General features: G+C 72.5%; 4 protein-coding genes. All 4 read right to left on the bottom strand.

All coding sequences use genetic code 11. The features are described from left to right. A partial coding sequence (locus ACXJKL_RS17995) for a hypothetical protein (protein WP_457208378.1) occupies window positions 1–353 on the bottom strand: 353 nt, incomplete at its 3' end. Window positions 354–356: 3 nt separating this feature from the next. After that, entirely contained in the window at window positions 357–1,094 is a 738-nt protein-coding gene (locus ACXJKL_RS17990; protein WP_457208377.1) for a response regulator transcription factor, read from the bottom strand. A 291-nt stretch (window positions 1,095–1,385) separates the two neighbouring features. Continuing rightward, window positions 1,386–2,306, bottom strand: coding sequence for a non-homologous end-joining DNA ligase (gene ligD, locus ACXJKL_RS17985; RefSeq protein WP_457208376.1), 921 nt, complete (start codon window positions 2,304–2,306; stop codon window positions 1,386–1,388). Continuing rightward, on the bottom strand, window positions 2,303–3,159 hold an 857-nt coding region (locus tag ACXJKL_RS17980), incomplete at its 5' end, for an ATP-dependent DNA ligase (RefSeq protein ID WP_457208375.1). The genes ligD and ACXJKL_RS17980, both read right to left, overlap by 4 nt.

Genomic DNA, 3,159 nt, shown 5'->3' with positions numbered 1-3,159 from the left:
GTGGTGTCCTGGGTGAGGGTCACGGTGGCACCGCCGACGGTGCGGGAGGTGGTGATGTCCACGGCCGAGGCGTCGTACCCGGCACCGTCGACCACCAGGTCGTCGACACCTGCCCGCTCCACGACCAGGCGGACGTGCGGGGCCACGGACCCGGCCAGGGCGGCGGCGTCGACCGGCGCGCCGACCTGCTCCAGCCCGTCGACGAGCTGACCGACCACGACCGCCTGCTGTCGCAGGCCGTCGGCCTCCGTCGCGTGGACGATGTCCCCGAGGGTCAACGCACGGACCAGCCCGGCGACGACGACGATCACCAGTGCGAGGCCCACGAAGGCGAGAGCGAGCCTCTCACGCACGGGTCAGTCCCCACCCTCGAGCCGGAAGCCCACGCCACGGATGGCGATGACCCGGTCGGACGACCCGGCCTCCTCGAGCTTGTTGCGCAGCCGGCCGATCGTGACGTCGAGCGTCTTCGTCGAGCCGAACCAGTTCTCGTCCCACACCTCGCTCATCAGCTGCTCGCGGGGCACGACCTTGTCGCGGTGCGCGGCCAACAGGGCGAGGACGTCGAACTCCTTGGCGGTCAGCGCCACCTCGGCGTCGGCCAGCATGACGCGGCGGGCGTCGGTGTCGATGCGCAGCGCCGACGGATCGACCACCGCCTCCTCGCTGGGCGCGGCGGCGGCCTGGCTGCGTCGCAGCAGCGCCCGGACCCGGGCCTGCAGCTCGGCGAGACCGAAGGGCTTGGAGAGGTAGTCGTCGGCGCCGAAGTCGAGGCCGACCACGCGGTCGAGCTCGCCGGCGCGAGCGGTGACGATCATGATGCCGCCCTCGAAGCCGCCGTCGCGAGCGGCCCGGCACACGTCCAGGCCGTCCATGTCGGGCAGGCCGAGGTCGAGGATCATGATGTCGGCGGTGGCCGACGCGAGGTGGGCCAGAGCCTCCCGACCGCTGGGGACCCAGACGACGCCGTATCCCTCACGCTCCAACGTGCGGACGAGCGGGAAGGCGATGTCTTCTTCGTCCTCGACGACCAGTACCTGTGCCATGTCCGCGAGCATAGTTGCGACGGGCTCCTCGAGCGCGGCACTCTCCATGGCTGGCGTCCTCGACCCCGCGGGGCTGTCGTCGTGGGCAACCGTCGCGGTCGTTGGATGGCCCGGCCGACGAAGGGGGTCCGTCGGCCGGGCAGTCCCAACCCACCACGGTTGTCTGGGTGTCGACCAGGTCGACACGACAAACCTAGGATCGCGCCCCGCACGTCGGTCCCACCGCGGGCCTACGCGGTCCACACAGCTGCCCCACCGTTCGGTAACAGCCACCTGGGCACCGTGTCGGCGGTCGGCACCGGGCGGTCGGCGCAGCGCCCGGAGTCGGTCCCGGGGCGCTCAGGACAGGAAGAGGTCGCCGTGCTCCTGCACCCGCTCCAGGACCTCCTCGAAGCGGAACTGGTCCAGACCGAGCGGGTCCTCCGCACCCTCCTCCACCTCGTCCCAGGTCACCGGGGTGGCGACCGTGGGCAGGGCACGACCGCGCAGGGAGTACGGCGAGATGGTGGTCTTGGAYCCGGAGTTCTGGGACCAGTCGAGGAACACCTTGCCGGGACGCTTGGCCTTCGTCATGGCCGCGGTCACCAGCGTCGGGTGCGCGGCCYGGAGCTCCTCCGCCACCTCCTTGGYGAGCGCTGTCGTGCCCTCGCTGTCGAGGCCTCCCCCGCGGCCCTGCGGGAGGGCGGCGTACAGGTGGAGGCCCTTGCTGCCGCTGGTGACCGGGCTGCACTCGAGGTCGCGCTCGGCCAGGGCGTCGCGCACCATGAGTGCCACCCGGCAGCACTCGTGCAGGCTCGCCGGCTCGCCCGGGTCCAGGTCGATGACGAGCCGGTCCGGCGTGCGCGGTCGGCCCGCCCTGGTCACCCGCCACTGGTGCACGTGCAGCTCGAGGGCGGCCAGGTTGGCCAGCCAGGTGAGCGTGGCCAGGTCGTCGCAGATCGGGAAGTCGAGAGTGTCCCGGTCGCTCTCCGCCCCTGTACGACGCGCGCGGCTGCCCGTCGTCGGGACGCTGGCCGTGCGCACCCACGACGGCGTCCCGGCGGGCTTGTTCTTCTCGAAGAAGCTGTTGCCCTCGACCCCGTGCGGCCAGCGGATGCGGGTCACCGCCCGGTCGCGCAGGTGCGGGAGCAGCACCCCCGACACGGTGGCGTAGTAGTTGAGCACCTCGCCCTTGGTGGTCCCGGTGCGTGGGTAGAGCACCTTGTCGAGGTTGCTGATCGACAGGGTGCGGCCCTCGACGTCGACCTGGAGCTCGCTCACCCGAGGTCCTCCGGAGCAAGGTCGCTGCGGACACCCCGGTACGACGGCTGGCGCAGGCGCCTGCCCGGCGTACGGCTGTGGGTGTCGACGTCCACGACCACCCGGGGCTCGACCCAGTGCGTGCCCGTGGCGTCGACGCGCGGCACCTCGTCGGCGAAGGCGCTGTCGTCCCGCGCGGATCCCGCGAGCAGCTCGGTCAGCAGCCGACTGGCGGCTCCACCGATACCGCTGCCGACCCGGCCGCGGTACATCAGGCCCTCCGGCGTCGGCTCCCCGACCAGCAGCGCGGCCAGACGGTCGCTGGTGCCCTCCTGCGGACGCCAGCCGGCCACGACGTAGGAGAACCGGTGCCGGTGCGCGAGCTTGACCCAGTGGGTGCTGCGGGCGCCGAAGGTGTAGCGCGACGACAACCGCTTGCTCACCACCCCCTCGAGCCCCTGCTGGAGGGTCGCGTCGAGGAGCATCGCGCCGTCGTCGTACGACGCCGGGACCTGCCACGTGCCGGAGAGCCCGAGGCCCTCGAGGAGCTCGCGACGCTCGGCGAGCGGACGGCCGGTGAGGTCCTCGCCGTCGAGGCGGAGCAGGTCGAAGACCATGTACGTCGCGGGGATCCGGTCGGCGAGCCGGGCCGCGGTGGTCGCGGAGCGGACGTGCATCCGCTCCTGGAGGACCGAGAAGTCGGGCAGCCCGTCGGCGTTGAGACCGATGACCTCGCCGTCCACCAGCAGGTCCCGGTCGCCCAGCGGGCTGTCGTGGACGTCGGGCCACGCGATCGAGGCGTCGTTGTCGTTGCGGGTGGTGAGCCGGGCACGGCCGCCGCTCCCCTCGCGGACGTCGGCGAGGATCCGGACCC

It is taken from the genome of Nocardioides sp. P5_C9_2 (assembly GCF_054049555.1).
Note: the sequence above shows the minus strand (reverse complement) of the source record. Positions and strands in the feature narration are given on the sequence as shown.